At 60.0% G+C, this 24,784-nt stretch carries 20 protein-coding genes; 11 read left to right on the plus strand and 9 right to left on the minus strand.

The features are described from left to right. Positions 1 to 55: 55 nt before the first annotated feature. The 5 genes from tssC to GO499_RS15930 all read right to left on the minus strand — a co-directional run bounded on the left by tssC (position 56) and on the right by GO499_RS15930 (position 5,882). On the minus strand, positions 56 to 1,543 hold the full coding sequence (gene tssC / locus GO499_RS15910) for a type VI secretion system contractile sheath large subunit (RefSeq protein WP_161863099.1): 1,488 nt from the start codon (positions 1,541 to 1,543) through the stop codon (positions 56 to 58). A 1-nt stretch (position 1,544) separates the two neighbouring features. Next, entirely contained in the window at positions 1,545 to 2,066 is a 522-nt protein-coding gene (tssB, locus tag GO499_RS15915) for a type VI secretion system contractile sheath small subunit (protein WP_161863100.1), read from the minus strand. 39 nt (positions 2,067 to 2,105) lie between these two features. After that, positions 2,106 to 3,125 (minus strand): type VI secretion system protein TssA, encoded by a 1,020-nt coding sequence (gene tssA, locus GO499_RS15920; RefSeq protein WP_161863101.1) that lies wholly within the window; start codon positions 3,123 to 3,125, stop codon positions 2,106 to 2,108. A 159-nt stretch (positions 3,126 to 3,284) separates the two neighbouring features. Next, positions 3,285 to 4,736, minus strand: coding sequence for a caspase family protein (locus GO499_RS15925; protein ID WP_161863102.1), 1,452 nt, complete (start codon positions 4,734 to 4,736; stop codon positions 3,285 to 3,287). Positions 4,737 to 4,997: 261 nt separating this feature from the next. Further along, entirely contained in the window at positions 4,998 to 5,882 is an 885-nt protein-coding gene (locus GO499_RS15930; RefSeq protein WP_161863103.1) for an adenylate/guanylate cyclase domain-containing protein, read from the minus strand. A 246-nt stretch (positions 5,883 to 6,128) separates the two neighbouring features. Between GO499_RS15930 and GO499_RS15935 the strand changes: the two genes are divergently transcribed. Beyond that, positions 6,129 to 7,208: an OmpA family protein gene (locus GO499_RS15935; protein ID WP_284154779.1), complete on the plus strand. Its 1,080-nt coding sequence runs from the start codon at positions 6,129 to 6,131 to the stop codon at positions 7,206 to 7,208. Positions 7,209 to 7,382: 174 nt separating this feature from the next. On the opposite strand, the gene GO499_RS15940 is transcribed toward GO499_RS15935, so the two are convergent. Beyond that, complete coding sequence (locus GO499_RS15940) at positions 7,383 to 8,747, minus strand: sensor histidine kinase (RefSeq protein WP_161863104.1); 1,365 nt, start codon at positions 8,745 to 8,747, stop codon at positions 7,383 to 7,385. After that, positions 8,744 to 9,424 carry a winged helix-turn-helix domain-containing protein gene (locus GO499_RS15945; protein WP_161863105.1) on the minus strand — a complete coding sequence of 227 codons (681 nt, stop codon included), beginning with the start codon at positions 9,422 to 9,424 and terminating at the stop codon, positions 8,744 to 8,746. The genes GO499_RS15940 and GO499_RS15945 overlap by 4 nt, the downstream gene beginning before the upstream one ends. A gap of 156 nt (positions 9,425 to 9,580) precedes the next feature. Between GO499_RS15945 and GO499_RS15950 the strand changes: the two genes are divergently transcribed. Both GO499_RS15950 and GO499_RS15955 read left to right on the plus strand, forming a co-directional pair. After that, on the plus strand, positions 9,581 to 11,008 hold the full coding sequence (locus GO499_RS15950; protein WP_161863106.1) for a Do family serine endopeptidase: 1,428 nt from the start codon (positions 9,581 to 9,583) through the stop codon (positions 11,006 to 11,008). Between the two features lie 136 nt (positions 11,009 to 11,144). Continuing rightward, complete coding sequence (locus GO499_RS15955) at positions 11,145 to 12,440, plus strand: MFS transporter (RefSeq protein ID WP_284154780.1); 1,296 nt, start codon at positions 11,145 to 11,147, stop codon at positions 12,438 to 12,440. Positions 12,441 to 12,562: 122 nt separating this feature from the next. Here the strand turns inward: GO499_RS15955 and GO499_RS15960 are convergent, their stop codons facing one another. Then, positions 12,563 to 13,774, minus strand: a complete 1,212-nt coding sequence (locus GO499_RS15960) for an ROK family transcriptional regulator (RefSeq protein ID WP_161863107.1) — start codon at positions 13,772 to 13,774, stop codon at positions 12,563 to 12,565. A 158-nt stretch (positions 13,775 to 13,932) separates the two neighbouring features. Between GO499_RS15960 and GO499_RS15965 the strand changes: the two genes are divergently transcribed. The 5 genes from GO499_RS15965 to GO499_RS15985 all read left to right on the plus strand — a co-directional run bounded on the left by GO499_RS15965 (position 13,933) and on the right by GO499_RS15985 (position 20,237). Continuing rightward, a complete protein-coding gene (locus GO499_RS15965) occupies positions 13,933 to 14,958 on the plus strand; it encodes a sugar ABC transporter substrate-binding protein (RefSeq protein WP_161863108.1) in 1,026 nt (341 codons plus the stop codon). 75 nt (positions 14,959 to 15,033) lie between these two features. After that, positions 15,034 to 16,122 (plus strand): ABC transporter permease, encoded by a 1,089-nt coding sequence (locus GO499_RS15970; RefSeq protein WP_161863109.1) that lies wholly within the window; start codon positions 15,034 to 15,036, stop codon positions 16,120 to 16,122. Beyond that, positions 16,119 to 16,889, plus strand: coding sequence for an ATP-binding cassette domain-containing protein (locus GO499_RS15975; protein WP_284154781.1), 771 nt, complete (start codon positions 16,119 to 16,121; stop codon positions 16,887 to 16,889). Before GO499_RS15970 ends, GO499_RS15975 begins: the two co-directional genes overlap by 4 nt. A 251-nt stretch (positions 16,890 to 17,140) precedes the next feature. Continuing rightward, positions 17,141 to 18,604, plus strand: a complete 1,464-nt coding sequence (locus GO499_RS15980; RefSeq protein WP_161863111.1) for a phosphate ABC transporter substrate-binding/OmpA family protein — start codon at positions 17,141 to 17,143, stop codon at positions 18,602 to 18,604. A 307-nt stretch (positions 18,605 to 18,911) separates the two neighbouring features. Then, on the plus strand, positions 18,912 to 20,237 hold the full coding sequence (locus GO499_RS15985) for an aspartate aminotransferase family protein (RefSeq protein WP_161863112.1): 1,326 nt from the start codon (positions 18,912 to 18,914) through the stop codon (positions 20,235 to 20,237). A gap of 4 nt (positions 20,238 to 20,241) precedes the next feature. Here GO499_RS15985 and GO499_RS15990 read toward each other — a convergent pair whose 3' ends face one another. Then, positions 20,242 to 20,592: a DUF2794 domain-containing protein gene (locus tag GO499_RS15990; RefSeq protein WP_161863113.1), complete on the minus strand. Its 351-nt coding sequence runs from the start codon at positions 20,590 to 20,592 to the stop codon at positions 20,242 to 20,244. A gap of 337 nt (positions 20,593 to 20,929) precedes the next feature. Between GO499_RS15990 and GO499_RS15995 the strand changes: the two genes are divergently transcribed. The 3 genes from GO499_RS15995 to hemA all read left to right on the plus strand — a co-directional run bounded on the left by GO499_RS15995 (position 20,930) and on the right by hemA (position 24,742). Beyond that, positions 20,930 to 22,510 carry a gamma-glutamyltransferase family protein gene (locus GO499_RS15995; RefSeq protein ID WP_161863114.1) on the plus strand — a complete coding sequence of 527 codons (1,581 nt, stop codon included), beginning with the start codon at positions 20,930 to 20,932 and terminating at the stop codon, positions 22,508 to 22,510. Positions 22,511 to 22,684: 174 nt separating this feature from the next. Beyond that, on the plus strand, positions 22,685 to 23,185 hold the full coding sequence (locus tag GO499_RS16000; protein ID WP_161863115.1) for a L,D-transpeptidase family protein: 501 nt from the start codon (positions 22,685 to 22,687) through the stop codon (positions 23,183 to 23,185). 339 nt (positions 23,186 to 23,524) lie between these two features. Then, positions 23,525 to 24,742 carry a 5-aminolevulinate synthase gene (gene hemA, locus GO499_RS16005; RefSeq protein ID WP_161863116.1) on the plus strand — a complete coding sequence of 406 codons (1,218 nt, stop codon included), beginning with the start codon at positions 23,525 to 23,527 and terminating at the stop codon, positions 24,740 to 24,742. Positions 24,743 to 24,784: the final 42 nt, after the last annotated feature.

Genomic DNA, 24,784 nt, shown 5'->3' on the forward strand with positions numbered 1-24,784 from the left:
AAGACTTTCTAGCGCAGGTTCTCCGCGGCAATCGTCCCGCGCAGAACACTTTTCCTTATTTTTCAGAAGGAAGTTTGGAGACGAGGCGCAAAGAGACAGAAAGGCCTTCCAGTTGGTAGTGCGGGCGAAGGAAAAACTTGGACGAGTAGTATCCGGGGTTGCCTTCAACTTCTTCGACCACCACCTCTGCCGCTGCCAGCGGATGGCTGGCTTTGTAGGCTTCGCTGGAAACGTCAGCGTTGAAATCGACGTAGTTTTCGATCCACTTCTGTAGCCAAGCTTGCATGTCATCGCGGCTCTTGTAGGAGCCGACCTTGTCCCGCACGATGCACTTCAGGTAATGGGCAAATCGCGTTGTCGCAAAAAGGTACGGCAGGCGGGCCGCAAGATTTGCGTTGGCGGTTGCGTCCGGGTCGTCGTATTCAGCCGGTTGGTGCAATGACTGTGCACCGATGAAGGCGGCAACATCGGAGTTCTTCCGGTGAATCAGCGGCATCAGACCGCTTTTGGCCAGTTCCGCCTCTCTCCGGTCAGATATCGCGATTTCCGTCGGACACTTCTGGTCGACGCCGCCATCATCCGTGGGGAAAGTGTGTGAAGGCAAGCCTTCAAGCGCCCCACCGGATTCGATCCCCCGGATACGAGAACACCATCCGTACTCCTTGAAGGAACGGTTGATGTTGAGTGCCATGCCATACGCGGCGTTCACCCAATTGTACTTGGCGCTGTCGGCACCCTCCGTATCTTCCTCGAAGGCAAATTCCTCCACCGGCTCCGTCTTGGCGCCGTAGGGCAGACGGCCGAGGAAGCGCGGCATGGCGAGGCCGAGGTAGCGGCTGTCCTCGCTTTCGCGCAGGCTCCGCCAGGATGCGTATTCCGGCGTTTGAAAGATCTTGGTGAGATCGCGTGGGTTGGCCAGTTCGGCCCAGCTGTCCATCTGGAAGAGCGAAGGCTCGGCTCCGGTGATGAAGGGCGCATGCGCTGCCGCGGCCACCTTCGACATCTCGCCAAGCAGTTCCACATCAGGTGGGCTGTGATCGAAATGATAGTCACCGACGAGGCATCCGTAGGGTTCGCCACCAAACTGCCCATATTCCTCTTCATAGAGCTTCTTGAAGATCGGGGATTGATCCCATGCTGTGCCCTTGAACTTCTTGAGCGTCTTGGACAGGTCCTTTTTCGATATATTGAGGACACGGATCTTCAGCATTTCGTCGGTTTCGGTATTGTTCACCAGATAATGCAGCCCACGCCAGGCGCTTTCCAGTTGCTGGAATTCCGGGTGATGCATGATCTCGTTGATCTGGTCCGATAGCTTCTGGTCAATCGCCGCCACCAGCCCCTCAATTGTATGGAGAGCGTCTTCTCCGATCAGAGCCGTGTTGGCTAGGGCCTGTTCAGCCAAAGTGCGGACGGCGTCCTCCACAGCCGCCTTGGCGTGATCGGATTTCGGGCGAAATTCCTTTTGGAGCAGATCAGCAAAGTCCGATGCCTCGATTGCTTCGCCGGCTGCGCCTTCGACCTGGGTTTCCTGTTCAGCCATATTACTCTGCGTCCTCTGCTGTATCGTCGCCCTCGGGTTTCGGTGCGGACGAAAGGGCCTTCATCAGTTCGGGGTCCTGCATCACCTTGACAATCAGTTCTTCCGCGCCTGTCTTTCCGTCCATGTAGGTGGCGAGGTTGGAAAGCTGGCTACGGGCTTCCAGCAACTTGCGTAGCGGTTCGACGTTGCGGGCGATCGCGGCGGGCGAGAAATCGTCCATGCTCTCGAAGGTAATGTCGACGGCCATGTTTCCCTCACCCGTCAGCGTGTTGGGGACGGAGAAGGATGCGCGGGGTTTCATGGATTTCATGCGATCATCGAAGTTGTCGACGTCGATCTCCAGAAATTTCCGGTCAGCTACGACTGGCTGCGGAACTTCCGACTTGCCTGCAAGATTGGACATGACCCCCATCACGAAAGGCAATTGCACCTTCTTTTCGGCGCCATAAAGCTCCACGTCATACTCAATTTGAACGCGCGGCGCTCGGTTGCGAGCGATGAACTTCTGTGAACTGTCGGCCATCTGAAACTCCTTGTTGGTCTGTTGGTAGGAGGCGGAGAGTTATTCGCTTTCCTCTATGCCGCCGATAAGATTGACGTTGGAAACGCCTTCCGGCGCCATATCCTTCATGATTGTCAGGAAGTCCGCGTTTACGAGCCGTTTGGCGCGGGCAAGCAGGACGGGAAGTGGGCTGGAGGGCTCATGCCGTTCGTAGTAAGCCATGATCCTTTCCAACGCGGCGGTGACGTCCGATCGTGAATTGACAGTACCGGGGGCGGACTGGCGGGTAGCCGCAGGTGCCGCACCCTCATCCGAAACTTCCACCTGTGCCTCCTCGATTTCCTCCAACGACGTTCCGGATGCGGCGCCAAGCCGGCTTTCAATCTTGCGAAGCATTTTGAGAACCGGCTCAAGTTCCGGGCCGTACCCAGGAGTCTTTTCGGCGAAAACCGCATCAACCGCAGCAATGTCTGCAAGCGCCGCGTGAGCAGCAGCATAGAAGCTTGTCAGCACGTCTGGGTCCGTGTCCTGAAATGCCGCGGAAATTGCGTTGGTATCAGGCGCGGGTTCCGCATCTGAAGGCAATTCGATTTCACCTTCGGCAATCAGTATCTCGCGCAATGAGAATCGTCCAAACGCCCGACTTTCTGTGAGTGGTGCCCTTTGCAGGCCACGCATTATTCCGGCCGAGTCGGTCAGCGAGAGAACAGCATTAATTCGCATGGTCGCGTCGCCATCATCCTCGTCGAGTTGCGGATGGCATGTGTCCCAGAAATTCTCAAGGCAACCGCGTAGATATGCCGTTGCTTCGGCAAAACCGGGTAGTCCGTTGAGGTGGAGATTTGCGCGGGCCAGATGAATGGCGGCGCGGAGGTCGTGGCTCTGCTCCAGAACCACTTTTGCCTTGGCGGCGACATCCATGTAGTCCGGCTCTTCGGCAGCAAGAACCCTGTCGCCTATCTGCTGCTCTTCTCGGGGCGCGGCCGCCAGTTGCAGGTCTGTAAATGCGGTTTCGTACTCGAGATTCTCGCCGCTTGGGTGCTCTTCCGAATGCGGTTGGAGAAGATCTAGCAGGCTCATGGTCCGTCCCTGGTCTCTTTGGCGCAACGTCGCTGCGCTTGGTCAGTTTCTCTACAACTGCACCCTAATCAAGCCCCCGGACGAAGAATGTAACGGAAGTGAAACTGACGACCCGAAAAGAAAAAACATATTCGCCAGATACTTGCGACCATGCGCGATTCAGCGGCAATCGTTACTGGCCCAGAGTTGAAGGTGTTTCTTGAAAGCGCCTCCGAACGGGTGTTGTTTGCTGAGCGAGCGCTCCTGGTTGGTGCCGAGGTAGACTTGCGCCTGCGTGCACAGTCGTTCCGGATTCCACTGGTGACAATCGCTGCAGGTCTTCTCGGCCCAGAACTCCTCTGGAAGATCCTCGATCGGTGGAAATAGCGGGCGGCTAAGGATAATTTCGGGAATTGTCATGCCGACCAGCTGTTCCGGGCCGGCGGCGACCGGGCTTGTCAGGGTGACCGGTGCCGTTTCTGAAGGTGCAGTCGCCACAGTTGCCGCAGGCACCGGTGATGGCAATGTTTCTCCGTTCTCGGCTGCCTTTTCCCTCAGGACCGAAACTTCGTACTGCGCGAGTTCGGCATAGGTGCCATTTGGGTAAGCCTGCAAATAGGCCTCGTAGTCGGATAGTGACCCGCTGACCCGGGCGGCTTCGATGAGATCTTCCTCACTGGCAATGGGGGCGGCCGTACGAGTGCTTGCCACGTCGGTAGGTGCAAGTTCTTCGGCGATCACTTCTGCCAGCAGGCTGCGCGCCTCATCAAAGAAGGCACTGTTGGGATTGCTGCGCATGAAAAGGGTGATCTGAAGCGCATCCCGCGATTGGCGGACGGCTTCCCAAGCCTGTAGTTCCGGATCGCTCGACGGTGCCGGCTCGTCACTCTTCGCGAAGATGAATTCGTCCGTCAGAGACGATGTCGACCATGGTGTCTGAGCACCGCGTGTCTGTGCCAGAACGTCGACACGTACCGTCTTAAATACCTGCTCGATGGGTGAGTTCTCAACCGACAGCGCCTTCGCGAGCGCTGCCGAAAAGGCACTGTTGCCGCCGCTTCGGCCATCCATTGCCACCGCGCCCGGCGCCGTGGCAAAGGCCATATAAGTGCCTGTTGGTGCCTTCATTTCCGCGAGACCCGTATCGCTGAACTCCGGAATGGATTCGAACGGATTGTCGCGGCAGGCATCCAGAATGAAGATATTGGTCTTGTTCTTGGCGGAAAACATCTGCCGAAGTACCGACCCCGCTTCAAGCGCCACCAAATCCAGATCCGCAGCGTCGGTGAGTTCCGTGTCCACTGGCAGGATATAGTTGGTTCCGAAGGACTGGACGCCGTGGCCAGCATAATAGAACAACCCGGTGGCATCACGACCGGCAGACCGGAGTTCCCTGCCGAAATCCGCGATTGTCTTGCGAAGCTCCTGCAGGTTGCTGTTGCTGGCCAGAGTCACCTCGAAATCCAGCTGTTCGAGTGTACTGGCAATTAGTTCCGCATCAGCGACCGGGTTCTTCAGCGAAGCGATGGTTTCATAGTCTCCGTTGCCGATCACCAAAGCGATCCGCTTCTCTGCGGAGACGACGGTCGCCCAGCTGCACATCGCCAGGCCCAAGACAATCATTCTCAGCATAGTCCGGAAACTCCTTTTCCTATGAGTCCTCTAATTGCAAATTACACAAATCATGCAATCAAGATGTGACTCACGTTACTATTTGCGTTTTCACACGACAATCGTGGCAAATTCACGGCGCTTTGCCGCGGCTATCAGTAGTGGCTCTTTCCTACCAAGTGCACAAAAGGCCGAGTCGGTTAAGAGTACAACCTCATTCTTACCTCAATTTCGGCTAGTTCTGCAGGGAAGGCGACGAAAATCACACTTGTCGTATTACTGTCAGGCCGGGGGCCTGGCCCGGATTTCCGCGATTTCGAAACTGATCGGCATGGCCGCCGGTTCAGAGTGGGGAACGCCGAGTGAGATGCTGCCCGCGCCGGTCAGCGCTATCGACTGGCGGCAGATCTCGATTTCCGACTGGTCGCCATTGATGACGAAACTGCCCGTGGAACTGTGGTCGACCAGTTCGACCAGACCACGCGTCACGGTCAGGCGGGCATGCTGGCGCGATACCCAGGCCTCTGGCAGTGAGAACGTGCAGTCTTCTGCCCGACCTATGGTGAATATCTCGCCCTCCGAGATGCGCCACTTCCGGTCGCCGCACGACAGGAGAGCGTAACTGTCGCGTTCGATGCGCATGGCGCGGGGATGCATCGTGACTGTGTGGACGAAAGCCGATCCCACCTGAACGTAGGAGTGTACTTCGGTCGGCTTCGGCTTACCCTTCAGGTGAAGAGTACCGATCGGGGTGAGCATTGCCTTGTTTTCCGGACTAAGCATCTGAAAACATTGGTCTCCCAGCAATACTTCACCGGGTTTGGCCAAGGATGCGAGGCGAGCGGCTGTATAAACCGGCTTGCCGTAGACATTTTCGTTGGAATGTACCATTTCGCCCCAGTAGATACCCGCATGGATCGAAAGCACATCCTCGGCGTGGCGCCTTAACATCTCAATGGAGGCCGTGAGGGCGTTGTTCGGGCCGTCAAACAGGGCAAGGACATCATCACCCTTGGAACTTACGAACTCGCCTCCTGTCTGGCTTATCACCTCTTTCAAGCTCTCGAGGCAGCGGTTGATTTCCGCGAGTGCGGCCGTGTTGCCCAGTTTTTCATAGAGCGGCGTGCTGCCGGAAATGTCCGCAATCAGTACGCAGGCGGCAGTCATGACAAACGAATTCCCCAAAATTCACTTAAAGATCACTCGATGAAACATCCTATTACAAGATACTTTTGCGCTAGAAATGACGCTCGTCACAGTTTTGCGCCTTTGTTGCAGATAATTTGCCGTTAAAGGCGTCAGGACGGAAACTAGGGAAGCGGAGTCTCCTAATCTGTCGCAATTGAAACAAAAGGGCTGTATGGCTTATGAAAGTCTGGCGAAATCGGTGGAATGAAAGAGATGATACCACAAATGCGTAATTCTTGGTTAAGTTTGCTATCCATTTTCGCCGCCACGCTGATGCTGGCAACCGGTGGCGCCAAAGCTCAGGATGGGCCGTTCGGCGATGGCTGGGTCCTAGACCGCTCGCAATCCACGCTCACCTTTCAATCGATCAAGAACAATTCGGTGGTCGAGGCCAGTACGTTCGCGACCTATACCGGAACGATCGACCAGTCCGGAACGGCGCAGGTGGAGGTTCAGCTCGACTCCGTCGATACCAAGGTCGATCTGCGAAATGTGCGTATGCGCTTTCTGTTTTTTGAGACATTTCAGTATCCTACGGCTACCATCACGGCGCAATTGCGGGAGTCTGATCTTGCCGACCTGCAGACAGTTCGTCGCAAGAACATCTCTCTGCCCTTCGTGATGGACCTTCATGGTGTCAGCAAGGATCTGACGGCGGATGTCACCATCACGCTGCTCGGGCCCAACCTGGTCTCTGTTGCGACCACCACACCACTGGCGCTGAACGTGGCGGACTTCAATCTGATGCCCGGAATCACGAAACTGCAGGAAGCGGCGAATGTTCAGATCGTGCCGTCCAGCACTATCACTTTCGATTTCGTCTTCGCCCGGAATGGTACCGAAGGTGCCGCTGTCGCGAGCGCGGTGACGAGCGATCCAGTTGTAGCCGAGGGTGACAGTGGGTCTTTCGCGTTGGAAACACAGGGAGAATTCGGGGCGGAGGAATGTGTGGGCCGGTTCGAGATCCTGTCACGGGCGGGGAACATCTACTTCGTTCCGGGCGGTGCCCAGCTCAACGATGCCAGTGTCGCACTGCTCGATACGCTGTACGACGTCGTCTCGCGCTGCCCGCAGATGATGATCGAAGTTGGGGGCCATACGGACTCTGACGGTTCCAGTGCCCTCAACCAGCGGCTTTCGGAGGCTCGGGCGCGGTCCGTGGCCAACTATCTGACAGGAAAAGGAATTCAGGCTGAACGGCTGGAGGTTCGCGGCTATGGCGAAGGCTCTCCGGTTGTTGCGAACGACACGCCGGAGAACAAGGCGCGCAACCGGCGCATCGAATTCAAGGTCGTCGGTCAGTAGCAATCGCGTGCAGTCCGCCCCTTCGGGGCCGGACGTGCCGTCGCCGTTTCCGGGGGGTTCGGCGGCGGCACAATTGTTTTTGGAACCTGCATTAACATGTCCTTGGCCCAATATGGATTTGATATGGGTTTGGTATGGTTTCGGTATGGCACCCGGTTCCGGGGCTGATTGCCGTTAACGAATTGGGTCAGCCGCGCCGGACACGGGAAACTCCAGCACTGCCCGGAGACCGGGGCTGTTGTCCTCCAGCAGCAGGCTTCCGCGATGCAATTCGGCGACCGCCTTGACGAGACTGAGGCCGAGACCCGCGCCTTCCGTCTGCCTGCTTTCATCCAGACGCACGAACCGTTCGGTTACCCGCATCCGCGCGTCCGGGGCTATGCCGGGGCCGGTGTCGGCAACGACCACGCGAGCCCGCCCACCATCGGCACCGACGGAAACGTTGATGGTAGCCCCTGAACCCGGGGCGTGTTTGAGCGCGTTGTCGAGGAGATTTGCGATGGCCTGTGCCAGCAACTGCCGCTCCCCGCGTATGCAGACGGCACTGGACAAAAGAGCAAGCGACATCTCCCTGTCTTCCGCCACCGGCTGGTATAGTTCGACGGCATCGCCGACTACCTGATCAAGAGAGATATCGGCGAACTGAGCGCTGTTGCCGGCTTCCGCCTGTGCAATTTTGAGCAAGTTCTCGAGGATTGCGGTGGCGGCATCAACCTCCTCCATTGCTTCTCCCATCACGTCCGGATCGCTGGCGGCAGCCAATTCCAAACGCGCGCGCAGACGGGTGAGAGGCCGGCGCAGGTCGTGGCTGATGCTGTCGGTGGCGATGCGCATTCCCTGCATGAGGCGCTCAATCCGATCCATCAACGCATTGACTGACCCCGCGAGCCTGTCGAACTCATCACCGGAAGGACCGATGGGCAAGCGACTGTCAAACCGGCCGGCGGCGATTTTCTCGCCAGCTTCGGCGGCAGCGGCGACGCGGGCGAGGACGCGGCGGGAAAGATAGAGTCCGGTGACGAGACCGAAAATAATCGTGGCGGCACCGATCCAGAGACCGGCGGTTACGAAAAGTCGCCGGGTCTGGGCCAGTTCTTCGGCATCACGGCCAACGAGCAGACGGTAGCCGCCCGAGAGGGTGAAACTTTGCGCGAAGGCAGAACGGGAAACCTCTCCGGTGCCGGTGGTGCGAATGATGGGCATCTCGAACGCGCCGTTCTCCGGCGCGGATTTGGGCCAGCTTGTCAGATTGCCGGCCAATGAGGCGTAGCCGGGCGTGACCAGCAGGTAGACGGAGTTGGTGCCGGGCTCGGCGCGGCTGCGCTGGCGTATGGTGGCAGCCAGACGGGACAGGCCACCAGCGGCAAACTGTTCCGACAGGCCCTGAACCTCGGCATCGATGGTGGCACGGGTCTGCCGTTCCACCAGACCGATTGTCGAGAAGTAGAGCGCGGTCAGTGCCAGTGCCATCGCAACAGTGAAGGCCAGCGAGTAGAGCGCTGCCTGCCTGAACGCGGAGGTGCGCCAAAGGCCCTTCACCCCTCGGCCCGAAGCATGTAGCCGGATCCGCGGATGGTGTGTAGCAGTTCGCGCTCGAAACCCTTGTCGATCTTCTGACGCAAGCGGGAGATATGGACATCGATGACGTTGGTTTGCGGATCGAAGCTGTAATCCCAGACACCCTCGAGCAGCATCGTGCGGGTGACCACGCGCCCAGCGCGGCGCAGGAGGTACTCGAGGATCTTGAATTCGCGCGGTTGCAGATCCAGCGTCTTGCCACCGCGGGTGACGGTGCGGGCGAGCAGGTCCATTTCCAGATCGGCGAGCGAAAGCCTTGTCGCCTCGGCCTGCTGGGGCGCGGCGCGGCGGGTCAGTACGGACAACCGCGCCTCCAGTTCCGAGAAGGCGAAGGGCTTCGTCAGATAGTCGTCGCCGCCTGCCTTGAGGCCCTTCACCCGATCATCGACCTGCGACAGTGCCGAGAGGATGAGCACCGGGGTGGCGTGGCCTTCCTCCCGCAATGTGCGGACAACGGAGAGGCCATCCATGTTGGGCAGCATTCTGTCCATGACGATGACATCGTGTGACTGGGAGAGCGCTGCCTCCAGCCCCTCGGGCCCGGTGGCTGCGAGATCAACCGTGTGCCCGGCCTCCCGCAGGCCCTGCGCGAGATAGGTGGCCGTATCGGCATCGTCTTCGACTACGAGTACGCGCATCTTCCGCTCCTGTTCCGAAAGGATATTTCGCACCTTGGAGCATAAATCTCAACGCGCGGCGGGTGCGCATGAACAAAGTTTAATCCGCCGGACAGGTGGAGTTCAGAGTGAGTGGCCAGCTTTGATGGCGAAGAAGACTGAACCGGAGTTGTAAACATGATCCTCAGAACATCCTCCCGCGCGGCGCTGCTGATCGCGGCGGCGATGGCCGCCGCCCCGATTGCAAGTGTGCCTGCGTTCGCCCAGGTGCCCGCGGGTTTCGAAGAACCGTCCTTCGCACCGTTGGTCAAAGCCGCGAAACCGGCCGTGGTTACCGTGATGGTAAAGGGAGCATCCGGCCCGGTGGCGCAGCCCGGCGGACAGAACGTGCCGCCGCAGTTGCGCGAATTCTTCGAGCGTTTTGGCCAGCCGTTCCCTGAATTCGAGCAGCGCACACCGCGCCAGCAACAGGGTATCGGTTCGGGTTTCATACTTGAATCCGATGGGCTGATCGTGACCAACAACCATGTGGTCGAGGGTGCCGAAGAGATCACGGTGCGGCTGGATGACGGCCGCGAACTGAAGGCGGAACTGATCGGTCGTGACGACAAGGTGGATCTTGCCGTCATCAAGGTCGAGGCGCAGGATCTGCCGGTGCTGGAATGGGGCGACAGTGACGCCGCCGAAGTTGGTGACTGGGCGATGGCGATCGGCAATCCGTTCGGCCTTGGCGGCACTGTGACGACGGGGATCGTCTCTGCCCGCGGGCGTGATATCGGTTCCGGCCCGTACGACGACTACATTCAGGTGGATGCCGCGATCAACAAGGGGAATTCGGGCGGACCGCTGCTGGACTTCGAAGGCAAGGTGATCGGTGTGAACACCGCGATCTACTCGCCTACCGGCGGCAGTGTCGGGCTTGGATTCTCCATTCCCGCCAAACAGGCGAGAGCGATCGTCGATGAGCTGGTGGCCAACGGCACGGTGGAACGCGGCTGGATCGGCGTGCGCATTCAGCCTGTGACCGACGAGATTGCCGAAAGCCTCGGGCTGGCAGGAGCCTCCGGCGCACTTGTGGTCGAGGTGACAGAGGGCAGCCCCGCGGAGAAGGCAGGATTGAAGTCGGGTGACGTGATCACCGGCTTCGCGGCTTCGGAGGTCGTTGAACTGCGAGACCTTACGCGGATTGTCGCTGAATCCGAGGTCGGCCAATCGGTGAAGATCGCCGTCTGGCGGAGCGGCGAGCAGATTACACTGGACATCGCGCCGGCGCTTCTGGAAACCGCAGCGCTTTCCGGACCGGGCGGAGCGACCGAGCCTGCCGGCCTCGGCATGAGCCTGCGGCCTTTGACCGGTGACGAACAGACTGCGCTGGATATTGAGGGCGGCCTGATCATCACCGGCGTCAGCGGCGGACCAGCGGCGGAGGCCGGGCTGGGCGAGGGTGACGTGGTACTGAGCGTCAACCAGCGGCCGGTGAATGCCCCCGAGGATGTCGCCGCCGCGGTGGACGCGGCGAAAGAGGCGAAGCGTGGTGCGGTGCTGCTGCAGGTTGTCCAGGGTGGTCAGCCAAGGTTCGTAACGATGAGTCTGCCTGTCTCCTGATCGTTCCATCCCTCGGAACACTGGAGTGTCCCACCTGTCCGGCATGGGGAGCTGAGCCCCGTGTCGGACTTTTTTTGTTTGGTTGGCTGTATCGGGTGGGGTAGCGTGTGCGCATACTCAAGGCCTTGATACGTATATGAATATTACGCCATTTAGCCGCTTCGTTGCCGCGAGCGGACTTACCAATCTCGGCGATGGGGTGGCTACGCTGGCCTGGGCTTGGCTGGCAACGCACCTGACAAGAGACCCGATGCTGGTGGCCAGCGTGCCGGTAGCATTGCGGCTGCCGTGGTTTCTGGGGGCGGTGCCGGCGGGGCTGGTGACGGACCGGGTGGACCGGCGGCACCTGATCCTGTGGATGGATGCCGTGCGGGCGGCGGCATTTCTGATCGTGACACTGGCGGTCTGGGCCTCACTGCCGCTGTCCGATGCGCCGGAGCGAGGCGTGGCGATGCCGTGGCTGTTCGCGCTGCTGCTGATTGCGGCGCTGGTGGTCGGACTGGCCGAAGTGTTCCGGGACAACGCGGCGCAGACAATGCTGCCGGCGCTGGTGCCGCACAATACGCTGGAGCGGGCGAACGGGCGGTTGTGGAGCGTGGAACTGGTGGGCAACCAGTTGGCCGGGCCGGCAATGGGGGCGCTGCTGATCGCATGGGCCTTGCCATTGCCGTTCGGCCTGAATGCGCTGGCCTATGCGATTGCGCTGGTTCTGGTGTGGCAGGTTCGCGGCTCGTTCCGACCGGAAGCGACCAAGGTGCGCAACTGGCGGCGGGAATTGCGGGAAGGGTTCGACTTCCTTGCCGGCGCGCACCTTTTGCGGACGCTGGCGCTGATCACCGGCGCGTGGAACCTGTTGTTCTCGATGGTTACGATCGCGCTGGTGCTTCATGTGCAGGAGAACCTCGGCCTTGGCGCCCCGGCATACGGGTTGATCCTTTCCGCGGGTGCCGCGGGCGGGATTATCGGTGGGCTGTGGGGCGGGATCGTGGTGCGCTGGCTGGGGCCCGGGAAGACGGCGCAATGGATGCTGGCGGTATCGGCGCCGGCCTTTCTGGCCATGGCACTGGCGTCTGGCCCGGTGACTCTGGCGATCGTGATGGTGGCCTTCCAGTTCAGCGGCATCGTCTGGAACATGGTTTCAGTTTCCTACCGGCAACGGTTCATTCCGAACGCGTTGCTGGGGCGGGTCAACAGCCTCTATCGTCTGCTGGCATGGGGCATGATGCCTGTGGGGCTGCTGCTGTCCGGGCTGTCTGTCCGGTTGGCCGAACATGTGGTGGAGCGGAGCGTTGCGCTGACAGTTCCGTTCGGACTGGCGGCGGTTGGCGCGCTTGCACTGGTTTTGGTGGGATGGCGAGCCCTTGGACGCGGGTTTGCCGAGACGGGCACCGTGAGGCCGCACAGTCGCCAAGAGACGGGCGCATCAGCATGAGCGAGAATACGACAAACACAGCGGCGATGGCCGGACCGAGGACACTTCGTGACGAGCGAGGAATATCGGCGAGGGGATAATATGGGAACGAGGGAACACCGGGTACGGCTGCGCCCGGTGATTCACTGGCGGAAGAGGACGCCGCTGTCGATCAGGAAACGGCCCATGAGCGGCAGGCTGGCAGAGCCGAGAGCCTGCGCTTCGTTGCCAAGGCTGCCTTCCTCGACGACGAACGGGCTGATGCCGCTGAGATCCTGGGTGGTGAGGGCTGCGGTGACGGCAGCGACAAGGCGGCTGCGGACGTGATCGGGGAATGGTCCGTCGATCATGACTGCGTCGAAATCTATCACAGAGCAGATGGATACCATCGCTTCGGCGATGCCACGGGCTGCCCTCTCCAACCACGTATCGAGGTGTGATCCAAAGGCCAGCCAGTCGCCGCCATCCTGCCAGAGAGGCTGCGGATCCATGCCGTCGGCGACGATCGCATCTTCGAGGAGATGCAGCGATGCACAATCGAGCAGTGAGACGCTCTTGCCAGCTTCGGTTATCCGAACGGTCGCGAAACCACCTGCATTGCCCGTCGTGCCCGGCCAGAGCGTGTTTTCGAGCACCACGCCCCCGCCAATGAAGTAGCCCGCGTGGACATAGGCATAGTTCGCGTGGTTGCTGCCGCGCCCGAACAGCAGTTCAGCGCCGCAGGCTGCCGTACAGTCATTCTGCGGAAAGACGGGCATGCGCACTATGGGTTCAAGCTGGGCCGCGAGGTCCAAGCCTTTCCAAGCAGCCATTGATCCGGGTTTTGCGCCGAGTTGCTTTTCCCAGTTCTCCATATTGAAGGGGATGGCGATGCCGAGACCGGCAAGGCGGCCTTGTTTGCGGACCGGCAGTTCGGCAACCATTGCCGGAAGCGTCGATCGGACGAAATCCACCACGGCCTCCGGTGTCGGATAAGCGTAGGTGCAGCCGAGGCTGTGGCGAATGGTTCCGGTGAAATCCATCAGGTACATTTCGGAAGACCGCCGATCGACCTTCAAGCCGATGGCGAACGCGCCCTCCGGATTCAGGCGCATCGGCGTCGATGGCTGGCCGACCTTGCCGCGTATGGGCTGGCCCTTGAGCAGAAGGCCGTCCGCCTCCAACTGGCGCATTATGACGGTAACGGTCTGGGCCGAGAGGCCGCTTCGGCGCGCGATATCTGCCTTGGAGAGTTCGCCATGCCAGCGCACGAGCGACAGCACGAGGCGTTCGTTATAGACGCGCACGCGCGCCTGATTGGCTCCACCCGTCGGATCAACAACCTGAGAGTGCGTCCCGCTCTTGCTATCTGGCATTCGTTACTCTTCCGGAAATTGTTTCAAAACTAGAATGTAGAGGTTTCGATAATTAGTCAATTCAATTTACCAATTGACAACATCGATGGTTTGGTGTGGGATAAAACCATAACCTGGCCCGGGACACTATAGGGCCAAAAATCTCTGGGAGGAGAGCCATGTCACTTCGCAAATACCTGTTCGCAGGAGCTGCCGCCTTTTGCAGCTCCGCGTTGCCAGCGCTGGCCGATGGCCACGAGATCGGCGCATGCCTGATCACGAAAACGGACATCAACCCGTTCTTCGTCAAGATGAAGGAAGGCGCGAGCGCCAAGGCGGACGAGTTGGGCATCAGCCTTAAATCTTACGCGGGCAAGGTCGATGGCGACCACGAAAGCCAGGTTGCGGCCATCGAAACCTGCATCGCCGACGGCGCAAAGGGTATTTTGCTGACGGCCTCGGACACCAAGGCGATTGTCGGGGCGGTACAGAAGGCACGTGAGGCCGGCCTGCTGGTCATTGCTCTCGATACGCCGCTGGAACCGATCGACGCGGCCGACGCGACCTTTGCCACAGACAATTTCAAGGCCGGTGAATTGATCGGTGCGTGGGCGAAAGCCAAGCTGGGCGACGCCGCCGCGGATGCGAAGATCGCCATGCTCGACCTGAACGAGAGCCAGCCTTCCGTCGGTGTGCTGCGCGATCAGGGCTTCCTGACCGGTTTCGGCATTGATGTCGGCGATCCGAAGAAGTGGGGCGACGAAACCGACGAGCGCATCGTCGGCAACGAGGTCACACAGGGCAACGAGGAAGGTGGCCGCAAGGCAATGGAAAACCTTCTGCTCAAGGATGACGGTATCAATGTGATCTACACGATCAACGAGCCCGCGGCGGCAGGTGCCTATGAAACGCTGAAAGCCTTCGGCAAGGAAGAAGGCGTGCTGATCGTGTCCGTGGACGGCGGCTGCCCGGGTGTGCAGAACGTGGCCGAAGGCGTTATCGGCGCAACTTCTCAGCAGTATCCGCTGTTGATGGCGTCTTTGGGCATCGAAGCCATCGCCGCATGGGCACAGGACGGCACCAAGCCGGAAAACACCCCCGGCCTCGACTTCTTCGACACCGGTGTGAACCTCGTGACCGACCAGCCTGCTGACGGTGTGGATAGCATTTCCGTCGATGAAGGTACGGAACGCTGCTGGGGCTGACATGCCCTGACTTCTGAAAGCAACGGATACGGCCTGCGCCGACGCGGGCCGTATTGATTACGAAGGGGGAGCGGAATGAGCGAACAGGCAACCGATAGCGGCGACAGCGGCCTGACCGGCGCTGACACGCGTCAGGCAGAGTTCGAGGTGCACAACAAAGGTGTTCTCGGCCATATCCAGCACGCGCTGCACGTAAACCCGACGCTGGTGCCGGTGATCATCCTGCTCCTCTCCGTCGCCGTGTTCTACGTCGCGACGGACGGCAAGCTGCTGACCGGACTGGCCATCAAGGTAACGCTGGAGCAAACGGCGATTGTCGGAATTCTCGCCTGCGCCCAGACGCTGGTGATCCTGACGGCCGGTATCGATCTCTCGGTGGGCGCTGTAATGGTTCTGAGCTATGTCGCGATGGGACATCTCGCCGTGACCTATGGTGTACCGACGCCTCTGGCCATCATCGGCGGCATGCTGGTTGCGATGTTGTGCGGTCTGGCCAACGGGCTGCTGGTGACGCGCTTGCGGCTGCCACCGTTCATCGTGACACTGGGGACCTGGCGGATCGTGCTGGCAACGGTGTTTCTGTATACCGGTTCGCAATCCATCCGGTCGCAGGATATCGATGCCGAAGCCCCCGCGCTGAAATTCTTCGGCGAACGGGCCGAACTGTTCGGCCTGCAATTCAAGATCATGGGCGTGCCGCAAATCTGGGCGCTGGTATTGATGATCGGAGTCTTCGTTGTCGGCTGGTATGTGCTGCACCGAACGGCGTGGGGCCGGCATGTTTACGCGGTGGGCGACGACGCACCGGCGGCTGAACTGGCCGGTGTCGCGACAAGCCGGGTTCTGATTTCGGTATACGTGGTCGCGGGGGCTGTCTGTGGCCTTGCAGCCTGGGCCGCGATCGGACGCGTGGGTTCAATATCGCCTTCGTCCTTTGCAGAAGCAAATCTCGAAAGCATCGCAGCCGTGGTGATCGGCGGCACTTCACTGTTCGGCGGGCGCGGCACAATTCTGGGCACGCTGTTCGGCGCACTTACCGTAGGCGTGTTCACGACCGGGCTGAAACTGGCCGGGGCAGACCCGCAATGGGTATTGTTCGCTTCCGGATGTCTGATCATTGTGGCGGTGGCCATCGACCAATGGATCCGGAGGGTTTCATCATGACGGACGCAGTTCTTCAGGCGCGCGGGCTGGTAAAGCGGTATGGCCGCGTCACAGCGCTCGACCATTGCGACTTCGACCTGATGCCGGGGGAAATCCTCGCGGTGATCGGAGACAACGGCGCGGGGAAATCGACACTGATCAAGGCTCTGTCGGGTGCGGTTCAGCCCGACCATGGTGAAATCTGGCTGAACGGGCAGACGGTGCGTTTCGGCTCTCCCATCGCCGCGCGCGAACACGGGATCGAAACCGTATATCAGACGCTCGCACTCTCGCCCGCGCTCTCGATTGCCGACAACATGTTCATGGGCCGCGAGATCCATAAGTCTGGCGTTCTCGGCAACATTTTCGGAATGCTGGACCGCACGAAGATGGAGACGCAGGCGCGGGCGGCGCTGAACGATCTGGGGCTCATGACCATTCAGAACATCCGCCAGCCGGTGGAAACTCTTTCTGGTGGGCAGCGGCAGGGTGTGGCCGTGGCACGGGCTGCCGCATTCGGATCAAAGGTCATCATCCTGGATGAACCTACGGCTGCCCTCGGCGTGAAGGAAAGCCGTCGGGTTCTGGAATTGATTCAGGATGTGAAATCACGCGGCATTCCGATTATTCTGATCAGCCACAACATGCCTCATGTATTTGAGGTTGCAGACAGAATTCACATTCACCGGCTTGGAAAGCGGCTGACCGTGATCAATCCGAAGGATTATTCGATGTCGGATGCCGTGGCGCTGATGACCGGGGCGATGCAGGCTGAAAACGCAGCCTGACGCGGCCTTTGCACCACTTAATTCTGTGTCCCAAATGTGGGGAAGTTCGGGCGAAATGTCGGGAACGTCACATTTGACCGGGTAATTTTCTTGCTTGGAAAGACATACGGAGCGCAGAATGTGAGCGTAGCATAGCCCAATAAATAGTGTGTTGTTCCATGTACCCAGTCCAGTATCGGGAGGTCCGGACCCGCTTTTCCGGCATATTCAAACCGCTTTCAGTTTCCTCCGCGGCGCTTGCAGTCGCGCTGATGTGCACGGCGCCGTCCGTTGTTTCGGGCGAGGAAGTTGTTCTGAAATCAAATGATGGCTCCACGTATCTCAAGGGCGACCTGCTCTCGTACGATGGAGAAATGTTCCGCCTCGGCACGACGATAGGCACCCTGCAGATCGCCGCGCTTTCGGTGGAATGCGAAGGGGCCGCGTGCCCCTCTGCCCGGACTTCCGAAATGCCATTGCGCGTGCTGGGGGGCACGCCAAAGGTCGCCGATCTTATCGGTGCTCTGGTTTTCGGATTGGGCGAGGAAATGAACACGCGGCCCCAACAACGGATGATCTCGCCTGAAAAAATGAGCTTTTTGCTGAATGGCACGGACCCGGATGATCCTCACCAGATCGTGGTGGCATCTGGTGACGCGGCAGCAGATACGCGAGCACTGCACGACGGACATGCGGACATGCTTATCGGCTCTCGGCTCGAGGTCGAGGGCGAGGATATGGCCAAGTACCTTCTGGCTCATGACGCGATGGTCGCGCTCGTTTCACCGCAGTCACCGCGAAACGCCCTGACCCTTCAGGATCTGTCCGGCGTCTTACGTGGAACCGTAACCAACTGGTCTGAGCTTGGCGGTCCAGACCTGCGTATCGTTCTGGCCTGGCCGGAGGACGACCCGGAACTGATGTCGGCTTTGACCGCAAGGTTCGGGACGTTAACCGAGCATGGACGACGCATGTCGGCGGACCGGATGGCGGACTTCGTGCGGCGCACACCCGCGGCAATCGGTTTTTCCCGCTACTCCAATCGCCGCTCCGCCAAACCGATGACCCTGGTCTCCGACTGCGGTCTTGTGACGGCAATCACTGATTTTACCATCCGGACAGGCGACTACCCTCTGTCCTTGCCGGTGAACCTGTATCACAAGGCGGGCGGTGGCGGTCCTGATGCGAATTCGCTGATCAAGTTCGCCATGTCGAGGGAAGGGCGGGAGTTGATAAGTGATGCCGGTCTGATCGCACCGGGCATGGCGACCACGGGGATCGATGCCCTGGGACCTTTCATGATCTCGGCAGTTACAGCGGCGCGCGGAGAGGCGGAACTGGCGGATATTCAGGATCTGTTCAACCATCTCGTGGGAGCGGAGCGCACATCTGCCGTCCTGCGGTTCGACTCCGGTTCCTATCGGATCAACGTGGCGACACATGGCGATCTCTCGGAGCTTGCCGCGGACCTTGCCGGAAGACTCGGTGACCATTCGGAACTGGTGATCGTGGGATTCACCGACGAAGTCGAGGCCAGTCAGCAGCGGCGGGATCTGGCGCGGGCACGCAGCGAAGCGGTGCGGGATGGACTGCTGGCAGCGGGATTGCCGGAGAACACGACCGCCAGGATACAGACCTTGGCTTATGAAGCCATAGCACCGATCGGCTGCAACAGTGACCCGGAGGGCAGGGCGCAGAACCGGCGTGTGGAACTCTGGGTGCGGCAGGCTTCGTGAGAGACCGTGGCGCACGCAATGTTAAGTCGGTGTTAAGCACTTAACCATAATTCTCTCCGTGTTGCGTTGATCGTAAAGGAGAGTTGTTGTGTTCGATCTGGCCACTTTCGCCGAACTTGGGAACGCCATGCTGGTGATTGGCGGGGCGGCGACCCTGCTATATTTCAGCTAAAGGCATTCCTGACCCGGACTGCGGCGGCAGGGAAGCCCCCGAGGGGTTTTCCGTTTCCAGCCGTGGCCCGACTCCGGGAGTGACAAATTCATCCCGATCTGGCCTCATGGCGCGGACACTGAAAAGGTCCCTGCCATGAGCCATGTTTTTCCCCGCCACTGCCACAGCAAACTTCCCACAGCTGTTGGGGGCGAGGGTTGCTACCTGATCGACAGCAACGGGAAACGTTATCTCGACGGATCCGGAGGCGCAGCCGTTTCGTGCCTCGGGCACGGCAATCCGGCAGTGACAGCGGCAGTGGCGGAGCAGATGCAGGCGGTCGCCTTTGCCCATACCGGTTTCTTCACGTCCGAACCTGCGGAAATGCTGGCGGACTACCTGATTGCACGGGCACCCGGCACACTCGATCGCGTCTATTTCGTGTCGGGCGGATCGGAGGCAGTGGAGGCGGCCATCAAGCTGGCGAGGCAATATTGCCTGGAACGCGGAGAGCCGGAACGTCGGAACGTCATTGCGCGGCGGCAGAGCTATCACGGCAACACCATCGGTGCGTTGGCGGCCGGCGGCAATGCGTGGCGGCGGGAGCCGTTTTTGCCGATCCTGCCCGAAATGAACCACATCGACCCGTGTTATGCCTATCGCTACCAACGCGACGGCGAGACAGAAGAGGCCTATGGGCAGAGAGCCGCGCAGGCGCTGGAGGAAGAAATCCTGCGGCTGGGACCGGAGAGCGTGATGGCCTTTATCGCCGAGCCGGTGGTTGGTGCCACTCTCGGAGCCGTGACAGCGGCAGCAGGCTATTTCACCGCTGTCCGTGAAATTTGCGACAGATATGGTGTCTTGCTGATCCTTGACGAAGTGATGTGCGGGATGGGCCGCACGGGTCACCTATTCGCCTGTGATGCTGACGGCGTAGCGCCGGATATCCTGTGCATAGCCAAGGGTCTTGGAGCGGGATACCAGCCCATCGGCGCAATGCTGTGCTCGAAGCAGATCTTCGACGCGATTGCGGACGGCAGCGGCTTCTTTCAGCACGGCCACACTTACGTCGGTCATCCAACGGCAACAGCAGCCGGGTTGGCGGTTGTGCAGGAGATCGAGTCGCGAGATTTAATTGCCCAGGTACGGCAGCGTGGACACGTCCTGCGATCAGCGTTGGAGGAAGCTTTCGGACAGCATCCCAACGTTGGCGACATTCGGGGGCGCGGGTTGTTCTTGGGGCTTGAACTGGTGGCCGACCGCCAGAGCAAGGAGCCGCTGGATCCGGCGATGAAGGTGGCGGCGCAAGTGAAGGCGGCGGCGTTCGAAGCCGGGCTTATCTGTTATCCGATGCCTGGCACGGTCGATGGGCGCAAGGGCGACCACATCCTGCTGGCGCCACCGTTCATCATCGAGGAAGCGCAGGTCGGGGAACTGGTAGAGAAACTGGATACGGCAATGCGTGCCGTGCTGCCGGGCTGAGCGGTCAGGCTCCGTCGACCGCGCGGATCAGCTTCCGCTCCAGTACCCGCATGACCGTCCGCAGATCATTGCCACGCTTGAGGATGTGACCATCCATGGCAATGACGGCGTATTGTCCCTGGGCATTCGCAAGTTTCGGACGTTTCTCGATGCGGTATAGCGGGTGTTCGGCGGTATGACGGAAAATCGAAAAGACAGCGACGTCCTTGAGCATGGCAATTCCGTAGTCCCGCCATTCGCCGGCGGCGACCATGCGCCCGTAGACATTGAGGATCACTGAAAGTTCGCGGCGGTGAAAGGCGACCTGCCCCTGCGGCTGCGGAAACGGGACAACGGTACTGACACGTTTGTTCATGAAAGGGAGTGTTCCCGATAAGCTTTCATTTGGCAAGTAACGCTACGTCAGCGGCAAAAATCGCACCCGCCCCAGATTGACCACATTCCGAGCAACACCTTGCCCCGAATCCTCGGGATAAGAAACTCGTTGCTCAGGCGAGCATTGTCCCGGCAGGTTGGTCATAAGCCCCCACTCATACCAGCCTGTCGGGGCCGCTCGCGGGGCAACGCTAAACCCCCCTCTCAAAATCAGTGCCGCAAACGCCTGTTTTGCATGCAATCCTGCCATTCGGGCTGGTAGCCGCATGCGCCCCGTCTATAGTGCCGGGCAATGTGAGAATGAGGGACCCGACAAGATGCGTGATTTCCAGATACCAGGCCGTTCCATGGTGATTGCCGATAACGGCATGGCGGCAACCTCGCATCCATTGGCCAGCAAGGTGGCGGTGCAGATCCTGGAGCAGGGTGGCAATGCGGTCGATGCCGCCATTTCCGCTGCCGTTCTTCTGGGCATTTGCGAGCCGCAGATGACGGGGCTCGGCGGGGATTGTTTCGTTTTGGTAAAGCCAGCGGGCGAGGAGCGTGTCATTGGGCTGAACGGCTCCGGTCGGGCACCCGCCGCTTTGGATGCCGGCGCCTTGCGTGCGAAGGCCGCTGTCATCGACGAAGGCAGCGCTGATGCCGTGACCATTCCCGGCGCCGTCGACGCCTTCGTGACTTTGGCAAAGGATTGGGGACGGCTGGGGCTGAAGACCTGCCTTGCCCCGGCAATTCACTATGCGGAACAGGGTGTGCCCGTGGCACCACGCGTGGCCTTTGACTGGGCGGAGGCCGCGGACAGCCTTCAGGGCACAGCGCGGGAGGATTTCCTGCTGGCAGGAAAGGCTCCGATGGCGGGACAGGTGTTTCGCGCACCCAAGCAGGCCGAAGCCTTGCGGGAAATCGCACTTGAAGGGCGGGCCGGTTTCTATGAAGGCGCGGTGGCCGAAGATATGGTGGGGGCGTTGCGCGCAGCCGGCGGCTGCCACACGCTGGAGGATTTTGCCGAGCAGCGCTGCGAGTACGTCGAACCGATCACCGGCACCTACAAGGGGCATGAGCTGATCGAGATGCCGCCCAACGGTCAGGGTGCCGTGGCGATCCTGCTGGCGAACATGCTTGCCGAGTTCGATATCGCCTCGATGGACCCGTTCGGGGTAGAGCGGACCCATATTGAGGCGGAGGCTGTGAAGCTGGCGTATGACGCACGAAATCGATTCATCTCCGATCCCTCCGAGGCCGGGAAGTATCTCGACCACATGCTTTCGACCGAAACGGCACGCAAGCTTGCGGCACTGATCGACATGGAGCGGGCGATGGACGGGCCGGGAAAACTGGCGGAAGCGGTTCACAAGGACACGATCTATCTGACGGTGGTGGACAGGGACCGCATGGCGGTATCGCTGATCTACTCGATATTCCATTCCTTCGGGTCCGGGCTGTCGTCCGACAAGTACGGCATACTGTTCCAGAACCGCGGCGCGGGATTCACACTCACCGAGGGTCATCCGAACGAGGCCGGGCCGGGCAAACGGCCGATGCACACTATCATTCCGGCGATGCTGAAGAAGAACGGGCGGATCATGCTGCCGTTCGGCGTGATGGGCGGACAGTACCAGGCGGCAGGACACGGGCGGTTTTTGACCAACATCGTGGACTTCGGCATGAATCCGCAGGCGGCAATTGACGGCCCGCGCGCGTTTCCGCACGACGGTGTGCTCGACCTCGAACGCGGCTATTCCGAAGCGGTCGGCCAAGGGTTGGCGGCGAAGGGCCACAAGCTGGCGACGCCAGAAACCGCGATCGGCGGGGCGCAGGCGATCTTGATCGACGAAGAGGGCGGATTGCTCTGGGGTGCATCAGATCCGCGCAAGGATGGTGCGGCGCTGGGTTACTGACGGATGCGGGAAGGGAAGGATGCCAGGCAAGGCGGGTTGTGTTCTCCCGTTGAGCCGTGGCGACATCGCATCAAATCCGGGCTTTTCACCAAATGCTAACTTGTTTTGCGACAAATTCTTGCCTTAAGGTTGCAGCCAAGCTGCGGCAAAGCAGCGTTCGAGGCAGAGACTGAGATGACACATGTACTGACAAAGCGCGGCCTGCTGGTCGGCGCCGCGGCCCTTACCGTATCCGCCTGTTCACAGGATATTTCCAGGTTGGCGACAGCTGATGCCGTCGTCGTATCCAAATCCAAGAGGGAGCTCTATGTCGTTTCCGGCGGCAAATCCGTGAAGAGCTACCGCGTGAACCTCGGTTTTTCACCGCAGGGCCACAAGGAAAAAGAAGGCGACGGCCGCACGCCCGAGGGCTTCTACTTCATCGACCGCAAGAACCCGCAGTCCGACTTTCACCTGAGCCTCGGGATCAACTATCCCAATGCGACCGATGTCGCCCGAGCGGAAGCGATGGGCGTGAAACCGGGCGGCGACATCTTCATTCATGGTGGCCCGCGCCCGAAAATCGACAAGGGTGGACCAGACTGGACGGCCGGTTGCATTGCCGTGAGTGACCGCGAGATCGAGGAAATCTACGCGATGGTGCGCATGGGCACGCCGGTACAGATACTGACCTGAACGTGGCCACCGGCCCGGGAAGAGTTGAATTTCCCGTGATCCAGATCACTGAATTCCGAATTCTCCACACTAAAACATTAATATGGTCAGCGCGTTGAACGCTGACCATTTGAGTGTTCGGAAGGGGAGAATGGCACTATTTGCAGGTATTCCAGCAATTCGGCCGAGTTCGGAAAGTGCAACGAGAGTCGCAAAACCGGTTGAAATGTGTATCTCTGGCGGAAGCAGGACCAGCCATTGGCCACGCTCCACGGGGTGGGTCTAGTGCGGCTTTGTGGCGCTGGATTCCTTTGGCACCCGATGCAATAAGGTTGTCCGGTAAAGATGAGAGAAGACGTGATGGATTTTGACGCGCTGTTCGAAGCCCAACTTTCCACCCTCCGCGCGGAGGGCAATTACCGTGTGTTCGCGGAACTGGAGCGCAGCAAGGGAGCCTTTCCCAGCGCCGTGAAACATGAAGAGGGCGGCAGTACCCGCGACGTCACCGTCTGGTGCTCCAACGATTATCTTGGCATGGGCCAGCATCCATCTGTCTTGCAGGCGATGCATGACGCTCTCGAACGCTCCGGCGCCGGCGCTGGCGGGACGCGTAATATCTCCGGTACCAATCACCATCACGTCGAACTGGAACGCGAGCTTGCCGATTTGCATGGCAAGGAAGCCGCGCTGCTGTTTACTTCCGGCTATGTGTCCAACTGGGCAACCCTGTCCACACTTGGCACTCGCCTGCCAAATGCGGTGATCCTCTCCGATGCGCTGAACCATGCGTCGATGATCGAGGGCATTCGCCATTCGAAATGCCAGAAGAAGATCTGGAAACACAACGATATGGCAGATCTGCGCGCCAAGCTGGAGGAATGTGGCCCGGACACGACCAAGATAATCGCGTTCGAAAGCGTCTACTCAATGGACGGCGACATCGCCCCCATCGCCGAAATCTGCGATCTGGCCGACGAGTTCGGTGCGATGACGTATATCGATGAAGTTCATGCCGTCGGCATGTACGGACCTCGTGGTGGCGGCGTGGCCGAACGGGAAGGATTGATGGACCGGGTGACCTTGATCGAGGGCACGTTGGGCAAAGCCTTTGGCGTGATGGGCGGCTACATCACCGGCTCCGCGGCGCTGTGTGATTTCATCCGGTCCTTCGCCTCGGGATTCATTTTCACTACCGCGCTGCCACCCTCGGTCGCCGCCGGTGCCCTTGCTTCCATCCGCCATCTGAAAGAGAGCGAAATGGAGCGGCAGCGGCAGCGCCGGCAGGTCGTCAAGCTGCGCGATACATTGGACAGGGCGGGCATCCCCCATCTGGACAACCCCAGCCACATCGTTCCGGTGATGGTGAAGGACCCTGTGAAGTGCAAGATGATCTCCGACATCCTGCTGAACGATTATGGCGTCTACGTGCAGCCGATCAACTATCCGACGGTGCCCAAGGGCACCGAGCGACTTCGCTTCACACCGGGGCCCGCGCATACGGACAAGGATATCGAGCATCTGGTGTTCGCGCTGGGTGAGCTGTGGAAGCATTGCGCACTGGCCCGCGCCGTAGCCTGAACGGCTTACCGCTTACCATCACGATTTCTCCGGATCGGTAAA

This window comes from Algicella marina (assembly GCF_009931615.1).
GTDB classification, from domain to species: Bacteria; Pseudomonadota; Alphaproteobacteria; order Rhodobacterales; family Rhodobacteraceae; genus Algicella; species Algicella marina.